This window comes from Xenorhabdus stockiae (assembly GCF_002632825.1).
Classification (GTDB): Bacteria; Pseudomonadota; Gammaproteobacteria; order Enterobacterales; family Enterobacteriaceae; genus Xenorhabdus; species Xenorhabdus stockiae.
This window is the reverse complement of record NZ_NJAJ01000012.1, coordinates 1-20,007: the sequence shown is the minus strand read 5'-3', so window position 1 is coordinate 20,007 and position 20,007 is coordinate 1. Positions and strand designations below refer to the sequence as shown.

The following is a 20,007-nucleotide window of genomic DNA, read 5'->3' as shown; positions in this document are numbered from 1 at the left end:
TTATTATGATGATCACACATCAACCGGCAACCCTGAATCAGACTGAAATACAGGCCATCATTGGCGGGGTAATGTTACTTTGCCAACATTCCCCCCTGCATCGCCGTTATTTAGTTGCCGAATGGCAACAACGAATCTTACCGTCATTTCAGCTCAATCAGTTTTGCTATTACGAAGATGAACACCAGCGCCCAGTTGCTTTTTGTAATTGGGCTTTTTTGTCTGACAGCAGCCGCGCTGCAATTCTTTCCGGTGAAAGGGAAATATTGCATGAAGACTGGCGCTCTGGTCAGCATATCTTTTTTCCAGAAATGATTGCCCCATTCGGGCATGCACATGATATCGCCCGGGATTTGCGCCGCCGTGTATTTGCGGCCTGGAAAGGCCAGAGAGCCTGTACTGTCCGGGGTATTCTGGATGTTAAAAATGACCGCTGTATCCGTCGGATACAGTGGTTTACTGTTTAATTTTTTGCCCAACACCAGGAATATTTATGGGGAAATCATCTAACCGAAGTACGGAATACTTCTTTACCGGTAGATATGAGGATGATAATGACGGTAACACAATACACGCGATAGGCGTTGGTGGCGTCATTAATGCTTATGGTGGTAATGACTATATTGTCGTCGGGTCAATCGGCGCCACAGTCAATACAACATGGGGGCATGATACGGTTGTCGGTGGTGCCGGTTATCTGAACATCAATGATACCAGTGGCTCCCTGACGGTCAAAGGCGGATCAGGGTATACCGCCATTAATAAAACACATAACGGTACGATAGAGTTTGCCGGTGCTGCTGGTGGGCTGAATATCAATCACACCGGTGATAACGGTGCTATCAACTACGCGGGGGTTTCCGGTTATAACGGGATCACCCGTAAAGGTGTAAAAGGTGATATCAGCTTTAAGGGAGCTGGTGGTTATAACAGCCTGTACTCCGATGTCGAACAGGGGAATATCCACTTTGCCGGAGCGGGCGCATATAACCGGATTATCCGTAAAGGCGCTGACAGTGATTTGAGCGGCGAAGGCATAGAGTACGCTGATGCCAAAGAGATTATCCTGAAAAGTGCGACCATGAATGGGTCATGGATTGGCAGCGATAATCAGGTGTCAGGCATTAAGTCAACACGGGAGCCGAACACTTATCTGTTTGCCTTTGCTGACAGCACTTACACCAAAATTCATAAAATCCAGCTTCGCAATGATCCCGCAACCGGAAAACTGACCTACCACTCTACCGCCTGGTATAAAGAGGGTCATCACCTTCAGGGGCTTGAAAAACAGGATATCTCTGCGCAGAACGGTTTTGTGGATGTGGGGATTGACGGTGCCTATACCCTGTCAAATCTGGTTGTAGAACATCAGCAATCCACTACGATTCAGGCAGTAGAACAAAAGCTGACAGAAAACGAATGGATGACGTATGGCAGTGGTGTGCGTATTAAGGCTGCGGATGTCATTTTATCCGATGCCAAAATGGGCGGCTATGCGGTGTATCAGGATGGCACTAAAGTTGATGTCAAAGCTGTTAAATCCCATCGCATGCCAAACACCTATGTGTATGCCAAAAAACTGGGTGTTTACACCAAAATCGTTGTGGTTGAGTTAAGAAACCATCCTGAAACCGGAATACTGCAATATATTGCCCGCCCTTGGTATAAGGAAGGCGACCATACGGTCAATCTGGCAGATAAAATCATCTCAGAAAGTTCCGGTTATAGCCCGATGGGAACCGGAGGTTATTCACTGAGTGATCTCCATTACAGCGCCAGAATAGTACAGACAACCACAGAGCGTGTTGCCAGCACACACGAATACAGTGATCAGTCACTGTTTCCGGTGACTGAGCGTCGTGAAACTTCAGGTGATGTCCGTTTTGAAGGTGCTGGTGGCGGTAACGTTATCAAATCCAATGTTACAAAGGGTAATGTCTATTTCAGTGGCGCAGGTATTGCCAATGTTATTGAACATACATCTGCATTCGGTGATACGGAATTTAACGGTGCCGGTGGTGCAAACGTCATCATCAAAAAAGGCAAGGAAGGCAACCTGAAATTTAATGGTGCCGGAATTGCCAACGTGCTTCTTCACCAAGGGAAGCGCGGGGATATGGAAGTCAATGCCGGTGGTGCAGCTAACGTGCTGGTTCGTGTCGGTGACGGGCGTTATCTTGCCCATCTTCTGGCTGTCGGTAACATTTCTATCCATAAAGGAAATGGTAACAGCCGCGTCTCAATGGGCGGTGGTTTCAATACTCATACTCAGATTGGTCATGGTGATGCGGTTTGGTCGGGTGTTGGCGGTGCTAACGTTCTGACGCAGATGGGGCAGGGAAAAGTGTCTGCCATTCTGGCCGGAGGCGCCAATATTCTGACCAAGATTGGCGGAGGCTCTCTTGAATCCGGCATGCTGGGTGGCGCGAATATTATTACCCATATCAGCCATCGCTCAGAGGCGACAAAATCGGATAGTACGAAAGTCATTGCTCTGGGCGGTGCGAACGTTCTGACCAAAAAAGGCAAGGGTGATCTGCTGTCTGTGATGGGCGGCGGTGCGAATGTTCTGACTCATGTCGGGGATGGAAGTACTTCCGGCATTTTGTTGGGTGGCGCGAATATCCTGACCAAAGTGGGTAACGGAGATACCACCGGTATCATGCTGGGGCTGGGCAATGTTCTGACTCATGTCGGTGACGGGCAAACTCTGGGCGTGATGGCGGGAGCAGGAAATATCTTCACTAAAGTTGGTGATGGCGAAACCATTGCCGCAATGCTTGCTTTCGGCAATATTTTTACCCATGTCGGAGAGGGTAATGCGTATGCACTGATGGCGGGTGGCGGCAATATCTTCACTAAAGTGGGGAATGGTGATGCGCTGGCACTGATGCTGTCATTCGGCAACGTATTCACCCATATCGGTGATGGTATGAGTATTGCTCTGATGATCGCCAAAGGTAACATTGCGACTAAAGCCGGTAACGGTGATGCACTTGCTGCGATGATTGGCAAAGGGAATATCTTTACACAAATCGGTCATGGTTCCACTTTTGCAGCCATGATTGGCGGAGCCAACATTCTGACCAAAGTCGGTAATGATTTGACTGCGGCATTAATGATAGGCAAGGCGAATATTTATACCCATGTCGGAGAAGGCACCAGCATCGGTTTGTTTGCCGGTACAGCTAACATCATGACCAAAGTCGGTGATGGCACAACTCTGGCAGCGATGTTTGGCAAGGCCAATATCATGACTCACGTCGGCGATGGTATGACGGGTGTACTGGCGCTGGGTAAAGCAAATATCGTGACCAAAGTCGGTAATGACTTTATGGGCGTTGTCGCGTCCTCAGAGGCCAATGTAATAACCCATATCGGGGAAGGCACAACAGCCGCCCTGCTGAACGGTAAAGGGAATATTCTGACCAAAGTGGGTGACGGAACCGCTGTTGGCCTGCTGGTTTCCAAAATCGGTAACATCATGACTCACATTGGTGATGGTGACACGATCGGGTTTGCCAAAGGCGAAGCCAACATCATCACTAAAGTGGGTGACGGTACAGGCGTGAATGCGGTCTGGGGTAAAGCCAATATCCTGACGCATTATGGTGACGGAGATCGCTACAACTTCGCCAAAGGAGAAGCGAACGTCATCACTAAAGTGGGTGATGGTCAGGAAATTACCGTTGTTCAGGGGCAGGCCAATATTATTACCCATATCGGCAATGGTGATGATTACACCGGTTTGTGGGGCAAAGCGAATGTCATTACTAAAGTCGGTGATGGACGCAATGTTGTACTGGCTAAAGGTGATGCCAATATCGTGACTCAGGTCGGTGAAGGGGACAGCTTCAACGCATTATGGAGTCAGGGTAACGTTGTCACCAAAGTGGGTGACGGTATTCAGGCAACCGTCGCCAAAGGTAAAGGCAATATCACCACAACCGTGGGTGATGGTTTGAGTGTCACCGCTGTTCATGGTGATCTGAATGTTAATACCAAAGTGGGTGATGGTGTCTCTGTCAACGTGGCATGGGGTAAATACAACGTTAATACCCGCGTGGGTGATGGCCTGAATATCTCTGTCATGAAAGGCACAGGCAATGCCAATATCCGTGTGGGTGACGGTCTGAACATCAACGCCTCTTACGCACGGAATAACGTCGCTGTTCAGGTTGGTAATGGTGATTTTTATAGTCTGGCGGTGGCAACCAGCAATACCCAGAGTAACAAACTGGGCGCACTGTTTGATAACGTCAAACAGACATTGCTTGGTTCAGCAGGCAGTCAGGGCATCAGCTATCTGGTAAATGGCGATGAGGCCAACACATCAGGAACCCACAAAGGGCGCGGAGCCATTGATCTACCTGAAGTTTCCTCACTGGAGGGCTTCAGACTGACAGAAGTGGATGAAGTCACTTCTGATCTGAGTGAGAGCCTGCAAGGTACGGTGTCGGAGGTGGATACACCGGATACTGAGGCAATGCAGCGTAGTCTCAGCCATGAAAAACGTCAGGCTGGTAATCTGATTGTTAATGGTGATTTTGAGCAAGGTTCTGCGGGTTGGCATTCCACTAACGGGATTGAAGCTCACACTTCCGCTGCATCTTATGGTTTAAGCAAAGAGGGGCATGGTGAGCGGGTCAGTGAACTTGATGTAGATATCAACACCCGTATTTATCAGGATATCAACGGACTGGCTGAGGGAGAGCCTATCAGCGTCAGTTTTGATTACGCCATGCGTGCCGGTCTTTCTGACGATAATGGCATAGATGTACTCTGGAACGGGGAACTGGTTTTTTCCATTTGGGCAGATGATACCGGTAAAGCGGAATGGAAAAATAAAACATTAAACCTCACCGCACAAGCAGGCAGTAACCGTCTCGAATTTGCCGGTACTGGTGTCAGCGATGGCTTAGGTTTTGTGCTGGATAATGTTGTTGCCCGTTCTGAGTGGTCAGACAAAGATATTGCTGATTACGTGGAGCAGGATCAGGCAGCCACAAATGCCTTGCAGGACAAGGAGAAAGCAGAATCGGATCGCCAGCGGCTGGCACTGGAAAAAGAGAAACAACTGGCGGCAATTTCCGGTACTCAGACTCAACTGGAAAATACCGATCTGACGGCGCTGAATGCCAATGGTCAGTCACAGCGTGAAGCCATCAAGAATGAAGCCAAGTCGATTACACAAGAGTTGATAGCAAAAACCAAAGGGCTGGAAGCGCTGAATGATTACTCTACGCATCATGGGCAATCCGGTCAGCAGTGGCGTGAACAGTATGCCGATGGTTTATTAGGTAACATTCAGACTCAGCTCGACAGTGCAAAAGAGACGGCACAACAGCAGCTGGAACATTCTCAGCAGGCCTCAGCGGAGCGTCTGGGAGAGGTTAAAGACGCTGTTGCTAAATCTGAATCAGGTGCTGATAAAGGAGAGCAGGATCGTCAGCACGCCATGCAGAAGATTGACGATGCTCGTGCTGATATTGAATTCAGGGAGCAGGAGGCTATTGCTCATCAGCAGCAGGCTGAGAAGGCGGGCCGTGACGGGAAATCCGCTGCTGAGAAGGCGGAACAACGTGGTCAGCATGCCGTATCTGCGGCAGAGATAAAAACAGCGCAGGTGCAGTCAGATGCCAAAGCGGCAAAACTTGATAGCAACAAACTACCGAACCGTGAAAAAGCGATGGGAAGCGGGTTGTCAGGACAGATCCCTGCCGATGCTGATACTAAAAAGCAGGCTGAAAATCAGGCCGGAAAAACGCACTCCTTTATCGATGCTGAATCTGTTGTTCAGGCAGAAAACGAATTTGCTCCGGAACTGCAATATCTGGAAGAAGATCTGGGCGAGCTGGATAATGCAAAAGCAGCATTGGATCGTTTGCAGATTAATGCGGGCATACGAGCAAGAAAGCAGCATATAACCCCGAACGCCGATAATACAGAAATCGTGCAGCCGTCTGTCGATAAGCCATTATCTACTGTCAGTACGGATGAAACACCAACCGTGCCTGTCAGAAGAGAGCTATCCGTTTCCGGTCTGGATCTCAGTGGGCTGAATGCACTGGGCGCAGGCAAAAGCCAGCCAGAACAAACTGATACGCCAGAAAATTCCGGTGCAGCACTCAGGGCACAGAAAGTCGCTAATATTTATCAGTGGCTGGATAGCGATAATAACCTCGCAACTGAAAATTATATTCCGGTGCCGGGTTTCGAACGTGTGGATGCAGATATTCCCGATGCGCTCAGACAAAAAATGGTGACTTTTGTTGAAGGCTACCTGAATGGCACGGAAAACAGCATCCCGAAAGAACAGAGAACCTCGCTGGCAAAACTGTTCGTTGATGCCACCATTGATTATAACTGGGATAAGCGGGTCGAATTCGTCTCAAGGCTGGAACATTATGGTTATAGTTTTGAGCCTGTGCATGGCGATAAAAGCATTGTCTCGTTCTGGTCAGGCAGAAATTTCAAACAGTACCGTAATATTCTCGATGCTGCCCAGACGGATGGCAAAAAGGTGGTTTACGATATTGATGTAAAAGGCAATTCATTTGCCATTGAACTCAACAAAACCCTGATGCGCTGGGGAGGAATATTCCTTGACCCGGATGTTGCTGAGCAGAATGCGCTGAAATCGGTGATTAACGCATCGGCACGGAGTAATACCGGTTTCTGGAGTTCCCTGTACGCAACCGGTTCACGTGATGATGTTTATGTCATCGCAGAAGGTGGCCTGCGTCTGGGTAACTATTTCTGGAATGTTGAACTGCCGGTATTGCGCCAGTTGCAGCGTGAAGGGCTGGTCGGGGAAATTCGTCTGCTGGACAAAGCAGCCAAAGAATATCAGGGCGTATTACCGGAAAATATCGGGCGCAGGCTGACGGATTCCGGTGTTTCTGTCAAAGCACGTTTTGATTCACTCAGCTTTGAAGAACAGGAAAGGCTGCTGGCTCAGAATCCTACGGGTTATAAGCCGGATACCCTGATTGATCTGGACATCAAAACCAGTGCCATCGACACGCTGCTGAATCAGGCACTGCCATTCTACGGGTTGCGTACTGAGCGTAATCTGCTGGTGCGTGAATCGGATGATTACGATGGTTTTGAAATCCGCCCGTGGCCGGGCAGGAACAGCGATGGCTCTGAAGTGACCGGTTTCAAAAGCATTATTGTGGAAGACACGGATAATACCGAGCAGGTCAAAGCGATTGAACGTTTTATCCTCGCCAATTATGACAACTACCAACAACTGCCTGATACGCTGTATCTGGTAGAAGACCGTGTTGTTTCCCATGATAACGGTCGCACCCGTATTCTGGCTGAAAAAACGGACGGTAGCTGGCACTATAAGCCGAAAACTGAGCTGATGTCTGCTGATGAGTTGCAGGCAGCGGCATACGTTAAAGGTAAGATCCGGGGAGACAGCTATCAGCGCGTACTGGATGCACTCGCAGGTTATGAAAAAGAGCTGAAAAACAGCAGGGATTATGATCTGGAAGCGATTGAAAAGCTTTCTGGTCTGCGTCAACAGGTGGAAGGCTACCTGCTGGGGCATCCTGATTCAGAACGGGCTCCGGCACTGAAAAATCTGTTATCACAAATTCAGGTGCGCCTGAACGAAACACTGACGATTGCTGAATCCGCTGTAGAAAGCACCGCGAAAGGCAGTTTCAGTGATCTGTACAATAAACTGAGCAATGCCAGCCTGAAAGAATCCAAACATCTTTATATTGATGAACAGGGGAATTTCGTTACCCGTGGAAAATCCAATATTCAGACGGTGGTGAAAACGGAATGGGCGGAAAAAGCGCTTGAGCAGGTTAAAACCTCGGTTGCTAAAGAGTATGGTCAGTCAGTCGCGGAAACGGTTTTCACCAATCTGCATCCCCGTGATTTGGCGAAAGACGGTAAAGGGCTTGATATTTCCGGCCTGAAAAAAATTCACAAGGCCATTGAACAGCAATTGTCTCCGGTCAGTGCCACACTGTTTATCTGGAAACCCAGCGATCACAGCCGATTGGGGCATGCAGCCCTGCAAATCGGGCACGGGCGTATGGAAATCACGGCTGAAAATGCCGCCGAGTTCAACGAAAAACACTATGTCAGCTGGTGGCCGAAAGGCGGTAAATCGACCAGTGTCCGCCGTATTTTTGATGTTTCCACCGCAGAGCATCCGGATGTAAAACTGCGCTGGCGCGATCTCAGCCAGCCGGCAGGACAAAATGATGCGCTGGAGCTGGATGTTGCTTCAGAGGAGAAAGACAATTTCGGCCTGCACGATGGCTCTCGTAAGCTGGAGCGGTTTATTGAAAAATTACAGGCCGCAAAAGGCGTTGATGCAAGATTTGAAGAGATCAGCGAAGGTTTTGCGATGGCAGCCCTTGCTAATCCTAACCTGCTGAAATCTGCCGGTATACCGGAAGATATCTCCCGCCCGTTCATGCTGCAATGGGAAGACGGCAGCATAGATATGCTGGAAGTGGGTAAAAACTTTGCTGAGGCATTGCGGACAGCCGCAAAACAGCAGACTCCAGAACTGATTGAAGAACGCGTGGCTAATGTGATCCACCAGTTTGCCGAACGTGAACTGAGCAATATTCAGGATTTCAAGGCCAGCGAACCGGAGCAGGGGCGTGTTTTCCGCATTAATCTGGCGGGGCTGGATGTGGCCGCAATGCAGGCTGAATGGCATAAAATCAGCCAGAACCCTGACGCCCGTTACCAACTGTTGACCGGTAACTGCTCAAGTATTGTTGCCAAAGTGCTTAAAGCAGGCGGTGCGGATCAGGTTATCGGGCATAAATGGCAACCTCATTTTGGCGTCTGGACGCCAACCGAGCTGTTCAATTATGCGCAGGCTCTACAGGAATCACAGGCAGCACTGGCAGAAAGTACAGGCAGGAAGCAAAACCGTCGCATTGGCGAGGAGCTGGCAGATCAGGCCGAAGGTAACGACAAGAGCCGGATACCGGAAATCGTGGAAGCGAAAAGAGTGGAAAAGGTGGCTATTGAGAATGATGGCACACCACCACAGGATCAGGAACCTTTTAACCCGGTAAAACGTTTCCTGAATCATGAACTTTTCGGTGCCAAAGATGCCCGTCGCAATATCAATGAAGATACGCAAATCCTGCTGGATTATGCAGTGGAAAGCGGCACAGCGGAAAAAGTCACGCTACGCGGAGATGCCGGACGTCTGACAGGTTATTATCACGTATCTGATCAAGGGCAGGCTGAGCAAGGAAATGATACAGCCACTAACCAGAATCCATCCAGAAAAGTGGTTCTTTTCATTCATGGTTCCGGTTCATCAACGGAAGAGCAGTCTGGTGCTATTCAGAATCATTACCAGAAGCAAGGTATTGATTTACTGGCAGTGAACATGCGTGGCTACGGCTCCAGCGATGGTAGCCCGAATGAAAAGGGGTTATATCAGGATGCCCGTACGATGTTCCATTATCTGGTTAATGATCGTGGTATCAAACCAGAAAATATCATCATACATGGTTATTCAATGGGGGGCGCGGTTGCAGCCGATCTTGCCCGTTATGCAGAACATCATGGTCAGCCGGTATCCGGTTTACTGCTGGATCGCCCAATGCCAAGCATGACCAAAGCGATAACCGCCCATGAAGTACCAAACCCGGCAGGCATCACGGGTGTGCTGGCAAAAGCGGTGAATGGTCAATTCTCAGTTGAGAAAAATCTACAGGGTATTTCGAAACAGACACCAATCATGTTGCTGACTGATAACGAAGGGCTGGGTGACGCGGGTGAAAAACTCCGTACTAAACTGGTCGCAGGGGGTTATCAGGTATCGGGTGAACAGACTATCTATGATCATACAGCCAGCAACCGGTTAATGAACCAGTATGCTGAACAGATTGTATCAGGTCTGCTTCCGGCAAAAGATCATATCGATATAACTATCAATGAGGTGAAAAAACCGCTTAAAGATAATACGCCAGAAGCTGTTGAACGTGTGGTTAATAATCAGGATGTTGAAACATGGGAGAAAGTTGCGGTTAAACCTCATGCTGAAGGCGGAGAAAGCCGCTTTAACAGTCAGGTTATTATTCAGACAGAAAACGATCCTGTTGCTTTGCAAGCCGCTGCGAGTCTGGCAGGGAAACACCCTGATACCAGTGTTATTGTACAGCTTGATGCCAACGGTCAGTATCGTGTGGTTTACGGCGATCCGGCTCAGCTTTCCGGTAAATTACGCTGGCAGATAGTCGGGCACGGGCGTGATGAATCAGCCCATAACCTGACCCGTATGGGAGGATACAGTGCGGATGAGCTGGCGTTGAAACTGAAACAGTTCAGCGCAGACTTCAGACAGGCAGGAATCCCTGAACATATCAGCCTTGTTGGTTGCTCATTGATTGGTGATGACAAACGTGATGGTTTTGCCCGTCGCTTTATTTCAGCACTTGACGATCAGGGATTGCGTACTACGGTATCAGCCCGTAGCAGCGAAGTTGCGGTGGACAGTACCGGTCGCAAACATACACGGGATGCTCAGGAACAGTGGGTTCACAAGCTGGTGGACAACAAGATTGTGTTGGGCTGGAATGACAAAGGTGAACTGGAGTCATATTCTGAACATATCCGCCGTGGTATCTCTGAAAATGATATTGCTCTGTCTCTTGTGGGTCACTCCGGTGCTGAAGCCGAAGCGAAAGGGGCAATCGCTGAAAATACCGAGACATTCCATGCGCCTGAACAGCGTGAAAAAGAGAATGATAGTGCTCCGAATAGCAATGCTCCGAATGAGACGGCTTCTGACCGTCATCTGAGTTATTCCGGCAATATTCAGGTACAGGTTGGTGAAGGTGAATTTACCGCCATTAACTGGGGAACCACGAATGTTGGGATCAAGGTGGGTAACGGTGGTTTCAAATCGCTGGCTTTCGGTGATAACAATGTGATGGTTCACATCGGGGACGGAGACAGTAAGCACAGTGTTGATATCGCCGGTTATCAGGCAATTGAAGGCGCACAACTGTTTGTGGGGAACCGTAACATCAGTTTCAATCTGGGGCGCAGCAATGATCTGATTGTAATGCTGGAAAAATCCATTCCGACTCCGCCATTAATCAATCCATTTGATGGCGCAGCCCGTATTTCCGGGGTATTGCAGAGTATTTCATCACAAAACGGTGCAGCACAAAGTCCGGGTGGCCTGTTTGGTTCATCAGACTGGCTGACGGCGCAGGATCAACAATGGACACTGGAGGGCGCGAAGAAATACGTCAGTGATTTATCCGGTCTTGATCTGACCAGTAGTGTCAAATATGAAACTCTGACGGAACTTAACACAGAGAATGAGCGCAGCAGCCGTGGGCTGAAAAATGATCTCGAAAACACGCTGAATAAGAAATACAACCAGTGGCTGGGAGGAGAAGGTAATAAACCTGAACTGAGCCAACTTAGTCGGGCGGATAAATTCCGTCAGGCGAATGAGAAACTGGCCTTTAACTTTGCCGTTGGCGGGCAGGGTGCGGATATTCAGGTGACAACCGGTAACTGGAATTTCATGTTCGGTGACAACATTCAGTCGATATTGGATACCAATCTGGGTTCAGTGTTTGGCCTGATGACGCAGGAATACACCGCCACAGGCATGGCAAAAACCACGTTTACATTCAGCCCGACTGATTTGCCGCGTCAGATTAAAAATAAACTGTTGGGAAATCTGGCCGGTGTCAGTGCAGATACCACGCTGGCGGATATTTTTGGCGTTGATTACACACCGGACGGACGTATTGTTTCCCGCAGCGGCCAGCCAGTGGATGGTGTTGCCATCATGCAGGAAATGCTGGAAATCATTGGCGAATTCAGCGGTGAGCAACTGAAATCATTTACTGATCCGCAAAAGTTACTTGATGGCCTGAAAGCGGGGTTGAACACCGGTACTGATGGCATTAACTCCTTTGCCGAAAGTCACGGGCTGAAAGCGAAAGCCCCTGATGAAACTTCAGAAGATAAAATATCCCTGAATGAAGAAGATAAACCTACAGAGCAAACTGAAAGTGAGCAGCCGGAACGCGCATTCGGATTTAATGCCCTGAACCTGCCAAACCTGTTTGCGACGCTGTTCAGTCAGGATAAACAGACAGAAATGCAATCACTGGTGAGTAATCTGAAAGAAAACCTGACGGCAGACCTGCTGAACATGCAGGATAAAACGTTTGATTTTCTACGTAACAGTGGGCATCTGCAAGGTGATGGTGATATTCACGTTTCCCTCGGTAACTACAATTTTAACTGGGGTGGTGATGGCAAGGATCTGGGGGCGTATCTGGGAGATAACAATAACTTCTGGGGTGGCCGTGGTGATGATGTCTTTTACTCGGTAGGAACCTCCAACATCTTCGCTGGCGGAGAAGGTAATGACCTCGGGGTTCTGATGGGGCGTGAAAATATGATGTTTGGGGGGGCAGGCAATGATGTTGCTGTGCTGGCCGGGCACATTAATTACGCCTATATGGGAGATGGCGATGATCAGGTCTTTGCCTTTGGTGAAGGTGGCGTGATTGAAGGTGGTAAAGGACGTGACTACATCGTAGCTTCCGGTAATTTCAACCATATTGATGCAGGTGAAGATCAGGATTATGTCGTCACCATCGGTAATCACAATCAGGTCGAACTGGGCGAAGGTGATGATTTTGCAACCGTATTTGGCAACTATAACCGGATAGATGGCAACGCAGGCAATAATGCTATTAAGCTGATGGGTTATCACGCAGTGATTAACGGTGGGGCTGGTAATGATCACCTGATTGCAGGCGTGGTTTCTAAATTCAGCCGGTTTAATGGCGGTGAAGGTAATAATCTGCTGGTGTTGGGAGGCTATCAGAATCACTTCAAAGGTGGTTCTGGAGTCAATAGTTTTGTCGTCAGTGGTGATGTGATTGATAACATCGTTGAAGATATCAAACTGGGTGACAGGATTATTTTCAACAATATCAACTGGCAGAATCTGTGGCTCCAGCGCAGCGGCTATGATCTGGTATTGCTGACTAATCGCAATATTCACGATACATCGGGACAAGGGCAGTTTGAAGCGTTGGGGTCTGTGACTTTCACTGATTACTTTAATGGTAACCGTGCGGATATTATTACCCGGATGGGGAATAAAGATACTCAGGGTGAGTGCGAATATACCGCCCTCTCAGCCAGAGCGGTGGATACATTAGTACAGGCTATGAGCGGGTTTGCACCTGAAATGGGTGACAGTGGTTTTATTGATTTGCTGGATAGCCAGACAAAATCAACCATTATCGCGGCCTGGGCAGACACAACAAGCGGGAAATCTAAGTTAACCTGATGATTGGCAGTATTTTATTGTTCTGGTGTTTTGCTTACCCGCCAGATAGCATCGGCAATTAATCACGCTTTGCTGGTCAGAAAAATAAAGCCCTATGCGAAATAGGGAAAATATATACACAATGAATTTCAAGATGCGTCACGGCGACAAGGAAGTAAATCCCCAGGAGCATAGATAACCGTATGTTTATAAAAACGGTGACTGGTGGAATGAATGAACGCAGCCAACAAAGAGGCAACTTGAAAGACGAAGTGTATAAACCAGTATTTAGGTAGATATATGGTTATTTAATTAAATGGCTCACATTAGTGAGCCATTTTTATTGACCTTACTGAGGCTACTGCTTCTTATCAGCAATGAAAACACCGAACTGATCAGGGTTATCTACCTGACCAAGTATTCCAGTTATACCGCTAGCGTCTTTATCAGTATACGCCCATACCATTTTCTGACCGTTTAAAAAACTGTAGTTACCATGGGCCAAAAAAGAATTTTTTGAGGGAAATATATAATTGTTTCCCATATTATCGTAATGTTCGTCTAAGCGAGCTACGTCATTCCCATTACTATCATGAATGATGGCTTGTAACTCACCTGGTAGGGCATCGTCATATTTTCCGTATGTTATGTTTAAATTCATGGTTAAATCTTGGCGAACTTTGCCACCCGAATGGAATACTATAGGGCCTTCATAACGATACGGAATATTAGGTTGAACCGAATGGGGGCTCCTGAGGTGATTCCAGGGGGTCGCTATGAATATCTTATCATCATGAATACCTATCATTGCGTTATTACTTGCATTTATAAATAACTTATCATTGGGCTTCTTGGGGTCTATTCTTATACTGGTATAATCAGTACTCACATCACCAAATTGAATATAATCGTAATCCGCGGACGGCTTCAGGTTGTGTGTCCATATCGTGCCATCGCCTTCATTCATACCATATTGACCAGAAAAGGCAGTCCACACATTATTCCCAACGGTCTGATTTATTCCACCTTGAGGATCTTTTTCCGGTTTATAAGCTAAGTAGGTGTTGCTATCCGTTTTTGGCGGTATCACGTCTATAATTGGTTTAGGTGGTTTATTGTGTTCAGGAAGGGTAATAGCATGGGATCCCCCTCCTTTAGAGCAGGCTGTAACAGAAAGAACCAGAGCGAGAGCTAAAAATATTTTAGACTTTGCGTTCATATAATGACTCCAATCTGTTTTTTAGAAAAACTAAGGAGATACTGTTGAGATTAAGTTTAAGTTAAATATTTTTTTTTTCAAATTTTAGAAGTAATTAATTTTTCAAATTAAAACAAGTAGATATTAGAGATGGGAAACTTTGTTCCATATTGACTGTAGGGGGTTTCACCCCGTTCACACAATGATAACGCATGACTGGAGTATATATTGATGACAATGGTTGTTCATTTTAAGTCAACGTGTCTCTATCTAACCCCCTCTGTTCAGTTAAACCATTAAAAATTACTCCTGAAATCAACAAAAATATCTTTTTCATTATAGGAATAAAGAGAATGATTGCTTTTGTTTTTTATATAAGAAAAAGTAAGGGTTGGGTAAATACCAAATAAATTGATATTTTCATTTGAGAGTGAAATAGAAATGGAATCAGTAACATCTTTTCTTTTGAATTTATGTATAAAAAACTTAGGGTTGTTTATAGTGTATGGAGGATTAGGATTTATTATATTAAAGCTATTATAACCTTGGTAGTTTGTTTTCATCCTTCGATAGCTTAACTCTACTAAATAATCATCTAAAAACAGTTTTCTGATTAGAAGACCAGCCCCCTTGTCATGATGACTATCTCTTTTAGATTTTCTGTCTGTTATGCCATAGCTCCCGGATAATGACATATATAAATCATTAAAAGGTATAAAGATTAATGAGCTGCTAACGAAATTAACGTCTCCGTTAAGTTCTTTTCTCTTGTTATAATAATCATTTCTGTTTTCATAAAAGATAGTATATTTGAAGTTATCATTTAAACTCGATAACTTAAACAGGTTAAATCCAATTGAGTCATAATAAGGTTTTAAACTTGCATCTTTAGATGCACCTCCACCACCATAAAATGCTTTCATATAAAAAGGTTTGAAGTATAAATAATTTGAATAATCTTCAAATCCGAATTTATTGCCTATTCTGGTGTGGAGTTGATTAAATCTTTTTTCTTTCAGATAGTTAATTCCATAAACATCAATGTCAAATTCAGAGAATAAGCCAGAATCAAAGAAATATTTTTTGCTCATACTTGGGCTGTAGGAAAAACCCACATCTTTTTTCCTTTTATTGTCGTAGTGAAGCCCATATGTTCCTTTGTCAGTGATTCTTGTGATATTTGAATCTCTTTTGAAGGAGAAACCCATATCAAATTTAACTTCTTTTCTCTTTTCGATATATTTTATATAATCATTTAAAATTTTCTTTTCCTGTTCATTACGGGTTAATAGTAATAAGTCGTTGAAAACTTTTTCGGATTCATTGTATCGTTTATTGAGTAAGTAAAGTATGGCCAAATCAAATTTGGCAGTTGGGTTATCATACTTTTTGACAAATTGTTCTAGCTTATTGATAGCCTCCTGATATTCTCTTTTTTTCATGAGAATTTTCGCCTCAGCCCAAAGGATCAGGTAGGGGTCTTGACTGTGCGATCTTTTGTAAAGATTAAGTAATTTTTCAAGGTTATCATTTTGTTCATAAATAAAAGAGACAATTGCATTTTCAAGTAATCTGGGTTGCCTTAATATTTCATCTTCCGTATATACATTCGGGTTTTTTATTACTTCTTGAGGTTTTGTTTCTTCGGCTATTACGACATGGCTTATAGGCATAAACAGGGTGGTAACAGCAGTTATAAGGATAGCTTTTATTTTTTTCATAGGGTTTTCATTGGCAATGATAGCATGTTAAAGGGTAACCAAATGACCTTTGCCTTAATTGTAGTTATGTACAGCATCTACAATGCCGCTAATACTGTCATTTTCCGGTTAATCAAATCCAGAAAAAAGGATTGACCATCAGAGAAATAACTGCCGAATTGCGGCCTTATCCTCCCTTCTTTTAAAATAAGCTACTACAGAGAGAATCAAAGAAATGGATACGATGACTTTAGATTTCATATAATGATCCTAGCCTGCTTAATTAAAATTAACGGGATAGTTTTAAGCTTAATTTAAAATTAATTTTTTTCAAACAAAGAGTAAATCTGAACAAAAGTATATGGATTTTTTCAATAAGAGCAGGAACATAATAGTTCGGATGTATTCCCGGAAGGAAGAACAGCGTACATTTTAGTTGCCATCAGAGTTCGGTGATGGATGTAATCCGTGCAGTTGGATTAATTGATTGGGATAGTTACTCTTTTAAATAAGCGGGTCTTCACAGGTCAAACTACGTTGTTGCACTTGTTACTACAACGGATGCGCCAGACGGAAACTGTTTGTTCAGTTTATGGGGCTATCATTGGTATCGCGCCTAGCATGGCATTTATACAAAATTTGCGGGTTATTTCGGGAATGAACTCCCTTACCGCCGATGCATCCTGAAATCCATTATGGATACTAACTCATCCAGTGTTGGCTGTTTGAAAGCATCGTCAAAAATAATAGAGTGTTTGTTATTCTTATTGGATGAGGCTATTCGGACTCACTATAGTGGTTAAACGGACTTTATCTCTACCGTATGTTGATTTTAAATCTAAATTTAAGATATTTTCATTTGAAGTGATAAGTTCACCATTCTTTATTCTGGTTGTTATCAATTATTGAATTATACACTTCGTCTTTCAAGTTGCCTCTTTGTTGGCTGCGCTCGTTCACCTCAGTCATATAGTTATCTATGTTCTTGGGGATTTACTCCCTTGCCGCCGCGACGCATCTTGAAATCCATTGTGTATAGAGCTTATCCGGTTAGGCTCTGCGTAATATTGATACAACTAAATGTGGTTAATTATTAACTGATATTGAAACATTTTAAAACCTATTTAACGGTATTTAGTTGTATGTCTGAAAAATTTGTTCAAACCATTTCCAGCGTCAATTATAACAAAGGCGTATTCTCCCTCTACTTTGTCGGGCAAGAGCCTAATAAAATGGCAAATGGTGTATTAGCTGAAAACGATCAGGAACTGGAGTTAAAGCAGGTTATTCATATGCCTGTTTCTGGTTTTATGTATTTGGTTTCTATGGTGAAGAATATGCTGGAAGATCCTCGCATGGAAGCTGAAATCAATAAATTAATGACTGCGGGCTTTCTCGCTGTTCCTGCTGAGGTTGCAGGGCCTTCTGATACGACGACGCCTTCCAATACCGAAAGCAAATAAATGGCTGTCGAGTATTTTTTCATCATTTTAATTTAACCTGTTTTATTAACACTGAGATAAACATCAACGCCCAGTTGCTTTTTGTGATTGGGCGTTTTTGTCTTTAATTCTGGCATTTAATTTAGAGATTGAACTATGGGAAAACCGTTCTGGCGAAGTGTTGAATACTTTTTTACAGGAAACTACACCGCTGATGATGGTGATAATAATATTGTTGCTATCGGATTTGGCGGCCAAATTCATGCGTATGGTGGTAATGATCATATCGCGTTAGGTTCAATTGCGGCCTCGGTTTATACCGGTTCAGGCAATGATACTGTAGTCGGTGGTTCAGCCTACCTGAAAATCAACGATACCAGCGGTAACCTGAATGTAACAGGGGCATCCGGGTATGCGGAAATCGAAAAAGAAGGTGAAGGTAATATTGTTTTTTCCGGGGCAGCCGGTGGTGCGGTTATCCAGCATAATGGCCGATCCGGTCATCTGAACTATTCAGGCGCGGGCGCTTACAATAGCCTTAATCGTCATGGTGAAAATGGCAATATCACATTTTCCGGCGCTGGCGGTTATAACCATTTCTACTCAGATGTTACCCACGGCAATATCCATTTTATGGGAGCGGGCGGCTATAACCAGATCACGCGGAAAGGAACGGATGATAATTTCGGCGGAGAAGGTATGGCCTATGCAAAAGCAGAAGAGATGGTTCTGATGTCGGCAACGCTGGCAGGCAACTGGATCCAGAACCATCAGAAAGTCACCGCCGTTAAATCAGCACGGGAAACCAATACCCACCTCTTTGCACTTGTTGATGGAAACATAACCAAAGTCAATAAGATCCATCTGAGCAATGATCCGCAAACCGGCAGACTGAAATATTTCACGACATCGTGGTTCAAGGAAGGCAATCACCTTAATAATCTGGCATCACATGATATCTCCGAACGTAACGGTTTCCAGATTATCAACCTTGATAACGCCTATACCCTGTCTGGCCTGAAGGCTGAATATCATCAGGCATTTACGATACATGCGATAGAGAAAGAACTGCCGGAAAATGAGTGGGTAACTTATGCTGACGGTGTTCAGATCGCGGCAGAAAATATTACGCTGTCAGATGCCCGAATGGGGGGATATGCCATTTCCACCGATGGCTCAACGGTTGATGTAAAACCGGTAAAATCCAATCGGATGGAAAATACTTATTTGTATGCCCGTGTGTTGGGGGAATATACCAAGGTTGTGGTCGTTCAACTGAAAAACGATCCTGAAACCGGGAAGCTGAAATACATCGCCACACCGTGGTACAAAGCTGGTGATCAAACGGCAGTGATGGCTGATCAATTTATCGGCCCTAATTACGGTTATTCCTCTTTGGGTAAAGGCAGTTATACGCTGAGAGATGTGCATTACAGCGTCAATACCGTCAGGGTAACATCCGGAACCCTTGCTGATGTGAGCAGTGCCCGTGAACAGGCATTATTCACGTCTGATATAAAAAAAAGTGACAGCAGCGGTGATGTCCGGTTCGAAGGCGCGGGAGGGGGAAATGTTATTAAATCCAATGTGGCCCGTGGCAATGTTTACTTTAAAGGGGCGGGTCTTGCGAATGTTATTCTGCACAACTCGGAAATTGGTGATACCGAATTCAGGGGGGCTGGTGCGGCAAATGTTATTTTCAAGAAAGGTAAAAAAGGCCATCTGAATTTCAACGGTGGCGGTATCGCTAATGTTATTACCCATATCAGCACATCTCATCTTACATCCGATTCGTCTCCGTCTGATTTACCGCAAACCGATGACAGTCATAGTCGGGTTATCGCTTTGGGTGGCGCTAATGTCCTGACCCGCAAAGGTTATGGCCGGGTCTTTTCTGTGATGGGAGGTGGTGCAAATGTACTGACTCATCTCGGGAATGGCGAAACAACCGGTGTCATGATGGGCGGTGCCAATGTTCTGACCAAAGTGGGTAACGGAGAAACCACCGGTATCATGCTGGGGCTGGGCAATGTTCTGACCCATGTGGGTAACGGCAGAACGCTGGGTACGATGGGCGCTGTCGGTAACGTCTTTACCAAAGTGGGAGACGGCGAAACCATTGCCGCCATGCTCGCTGCCGGTAATATTTTTACCCATATCGGGGACGGTGAAGTCTGCGCAATGATGGCTGGTGGTGGCAATGTCTTTACCAAAGTGGGTAACGGCAATGCGCTGGCGCTGATGGTGGCGCTGGGTAATGTGTTCACTCATGTAGGAGATGGCCTGAGTGTTGCCCTGATGGTGGCGAAAGGCAACCTTGCCACCAAAGTAGGGAATGGTGAAAGCCTT

Annotated in this window: 5 protein-coding genes and 1 pseudogene; 4 read left to right on the top strand and 2 right to left on the bottom strand. The window is 45.7% G+C overall.

Annotated features, from left to right (window positions below):
* Window positions 1–5 precede the first annotated feature (5 nt).
* Window positions 6–467 (top strand): RTX toxin-activating lysine-acyltransferase RtxC, encoded by a 462-nt coding sequence (gene rtxC / locus Xsto_RS07815; RefSeq protein WP_099109068.1) that lies wholly within the window; start codon window positions 6–8, stop codon window positions 465–467.
* 26 nt (window positions 468–493) lie between these two features.
* The gene (gene rtxA / locus Xsto_RS07810; protein WP_099124696.1) at window positions 494–13,339 is read left to right on the top strand and encodes an MARTX multifunctional-autoprocessing repeats-in-toxin holotoxin RtxA; all 12,846 of its coding nucleotides are present in this window, start codon (window positions 494–496) and stop codon (window positions 13,337–13,339) included.
* 337 nt (window positions 13,340–13,676) lie between these two features.
* Here the strand turns inward: rtxA and Xsto_RS07805 are convergent, their stop codons facing one another.
* Both Xsto_RS07805 and Xsto_RS07800 read right to left on the bottom strand, forming a co-directional pair.
* A complete protein-coding gene (locus Xsto_RS07805) occupies window positions 13,677–14,537 on the bottom strand; it encodes a hypothetical protein (RefSeq protein WP_099124695.1) in 861 nt (286 codons plus the stop codon).
* A gap of 275 nt (window positions 14,538–14,812) precedes the next feature.
* Window positions 14,813–16,237, bottom strand: coding sequence for a porin family protein (locus tag Xsto_RS07800; protein WP_099124694.1), 1,425 nt, complete (start codon window positions 16,235–16,237; stop codon window positions 14,813–14,815).
* Window positions 16,238–17,358: 1,121 nt separating this feature from the next.
* Here Xsto_RS07800 and rtxH point away from each other — a divergent pair.
* Both rtxH and Xsto_RS07790 read left to right on the top strand, forming a co-directional pair.
* Complete coding sequence (gene rtxH, locus Xsto_RS07795) at window positions 17,359–17,679, top strand: protein RtxH (protein WP_099124693.1); 321 nt, start codon at window positions 17,359–17,361, stop codon at window positions 17,677–17,679.
* A 135-nt stretch (window positions 17,680–17,814) separates the two neighbouring features.
* Window positions 17,815–20,007 (top strand): annotated as a pseudogene (locus Xsto_RS07790) (MARTX multifunctional-autoprocessing repeats-in-toxin holotoxin RtxA); the annotation flags it as partial.